Consider the following 3028-nt stretch of genomic DNA (forward strand, 5'->3'; position numbering starts at 1 on the left):
AAACTTGGATATATGAAGCCAGCTACGCAATTACCCAGGCAGATATTGATGCTGGGGAAGTAGTGAACCAAGCGACAGCTACTGGAACAGCTCCAGACCAAAGTACAGTATCTGATTTATCAGGATCGACAATTGATGATGATGAGCCAACAATAATCGACTTATGTCAGAAGCCTGAAATTGTGATTGTAAAAGCAGGAGTCTTTAATGATGAGAACGGCGATGCTTGTTCAAATGTTGATGAGACTATTACATACACATTCACAGTAATTAACCAAGGAAATGTAAGTCTGTCTAACATCATAGTAGACGACCCATTATTAGGAGGTCCAATAGCCGGTCCATTAAGTGGAGACACTGATGGGGATGGAGAGCTTGATGTAACAGAAACTTGGATATATGAAGCCAGCTACGCAATCACCCAGGCAGATATTGATGCTGGGGAAGTGGTGAACCAAGCGACAGCAACTGGAACGGCTCCAGATCAGACTGTAGTAAGTGATGATTCAGGAACAGCTATTGATAATGATGATCCAACGATAATCGACTTATGTCAGAAGCCTGAAATTGTGATTGTAAAAGCAGGAGTCTTTAATGACGAGAACGGCGATGGTTGTTCAGATGTTGACGAGACTATTACATACACATTCACAGTAACTAACCAAGGAAATGTAAGTCTGTCTAATATCATAGTAGACGACCCATTATTAGGAGGTCCAATAGCCGGTCCATTAAGTGGAGACACTGATGGCGATGGAGAGCTTGATGTAACAGAAACTTGGATATATGAAGCGAGCTACGCAATCACCCAAGCAGATATTGATGCTGGGGAAGTGGTGAACCAAGCGACAGCTACTGGAACGGCTCCAGATCAGACTGTAGTAAGTGATGATTCAGGAACAGCTATTGATAATGACGATCCAATAATCATTACACTTTGTCAGAATGCTTCAATTGCTGTAATTAAAGTTGGTACTCCAGTAGATGAGAACAATGATGGATGTGCAGGAGTAGATGAAACGATTATATATACATTTAGTGTTAAAAACACTGGTAATGTATCGTTAACCAATGTAATTATAACAGATCCGTTGGTAACTGTAACTGGTGGTCCGATTGATTTAGCGGCAGGTGAAGAAGATGTAACTACTTTTACTGCAACCTATATTATATCGCAAACTGATGTTGATGCTGGATTTATTGAAAACCAAGCTTTAGCGGAAGGTATTGCGCCAGCAGGAAACATTGTTTCAGACCTTTCAGATCATACTAGTTATTTAGAAGATAATCCTACAATAACTTCACTATGTAATAATCCATCGATTTCATTAGAGAAATCAGGAGTATTTAATGATGAAAATGGGGATGGTGCGTCTGATGTTGGAGAAACCATTAGCTACACATTCGTAGTAACTAACACAGGAGATGTTACACTTTATAACATCACCATATCGGATCCGCTACCAGGAATTGTAATGTCTGGTGGTCCAATAGAGGTATTACAACCAGGTGAAGTGGATAGCACAACATTTACTGCTACTTATTCAATAACGCAACAAGATATTGATAATGGACAAGTTGTAAACCTAGCTACCGTAACTGGTGAGGATAATACAGGAGCCACTGTAGAGGATGAAGCTGAAGCAGTTGTTGTTCTTCCAGATGTCTTAGGCGTTGTCTTTGAGATATTCAATGGTATTACACCAAATGGAGATGGTATGAACGACTTCTTCTGGATAAGAGGGATTAACAATTACCCAAATAATAATGTTAAGATATTCAACAGATGGGGTGTATTGGTTTACGAAACAGACGGTTATGGACAGGGAGAAGACGATAGTATAAATACTTTTAGAGGTATTTCAGAAGGTCGAGTTACTGTTCAAAAAGATAAGGAGTTACCAACCGGAACTTACTTCTATATTCTTACTTTCCAAGGAGATAACCCTGGTAAGGATACTTATACTGGATACTTATATATAAATAGATAGAAAAATCAAATATTCCTGGGAGTATATCTCCCAGGATTAAAAATACATAACTATGAAACACAGTTATCTAACACTAATAATTTTGATTTTACTTGGCACGTTTTCAAGTAATGCTCAGCAGGACCCCCAATACACGCAGTATATGTATAATACGCAGGTGGTTAACCCTGCCTACGCAGGAAATCGTGAAGCTCTAAGTTTTGGTCTTCTGTATAGGACTCAATGGGTTAATTTCGGTGATGGTGCGCCTAATACAGGTACATTTACTGTAAATTCTCCAATGGGTGAAAATATGGGAATAGGACTTTCAGTGGTTAATGATAGAATTGGTCCCGCTGTTGAAACAAATTTCAATATCGACTATTCTTATTCGATTAATACTTCGGAGAGCGCTAAGTTATCATTCGGTCTTAAAGCAGGTTTAGACATTTTAGATGTAGATTTTTCTAAATTGAATTTACCACGCGATGTATATTCTGATCCTTATTTTGAACAAAATAATATAGACAATAAGCTTCAACCACAAATTGGTGCAGGTGTATATTATAATACTGATAAGTTTTATGTAGGATTATCGGTTCCAAACTTTTTAACTACTAAACATTTTGATAAGGGTAACCTAGCAAATACTACAGTTGAAACAACCGCTTCCGAGCGTATGCATTATTTTTTAATTGCGGGTTATGTATTTGATATTAGTGATAATTTAAAGTTTAAACCAGCAACCTTAGTTAAGATGGTAAATGGATCGCCTTTACAAGCAGATGTTTCTGCCAACTTCTTATTGTATGACAAGCTTACACTTGGTGCGGCTTATCGATGGAGTGCTGCTATGAGCGCAATGGTAGGTTTTCAAGCTTCAGATGCAATTTTTATAGGCTTTGGATATGATTATCAAACAACAGATATTGAAACTTATAGTGATGGTTCCTATGAAGTTATGCTTCGTTTCGATATATTTAATAGACCAGAAAGAGTGTTAACCCCAAGATTCTTCTAAAAAATACTGACTATGAATACAATATTACGTAACATAT

2 protein-coding genes are annotated in these 3028 nt (G+C 37.7%); both read left to right on the forward strand.

Annotated features, from left to right (window positions below):
• The coding region (locus G3A46_RS13980; RefSeq protein WP_165150753.1) for a gliding motility-associated C-terminal domain-containing protein at window positions 1-1991 on the forward strand (1991 nt) is incomplete at its 5' end.
• Window positions 1992-2043: 52 nt separating this feature from the next.
• On the forward strand, window positions 2044-2991 hold the full coding sequence (locus tag G3A46_RS13985; RefSeq protein WP_165150754.1) for a type IX secretion system membrane protein PorP/SprF: 948 nt from the start codon (window positions 2044-2046) through the stop codon (window positions 2989-2991).
• Window positions 2992-3028 lie beyond the last annotated feature (37 nt).

The organism is Aequorivita sp. KMM 9714 (genome assembly GCF_011065475.1).
In the GTDB taxonomy this organism is placed as follows: Bacteria; Bacteroidota; Bacteroidia; order Flavobacteriales; family Flavobacteriaceae; genus Aequorivita; species Aequorivita sinensis.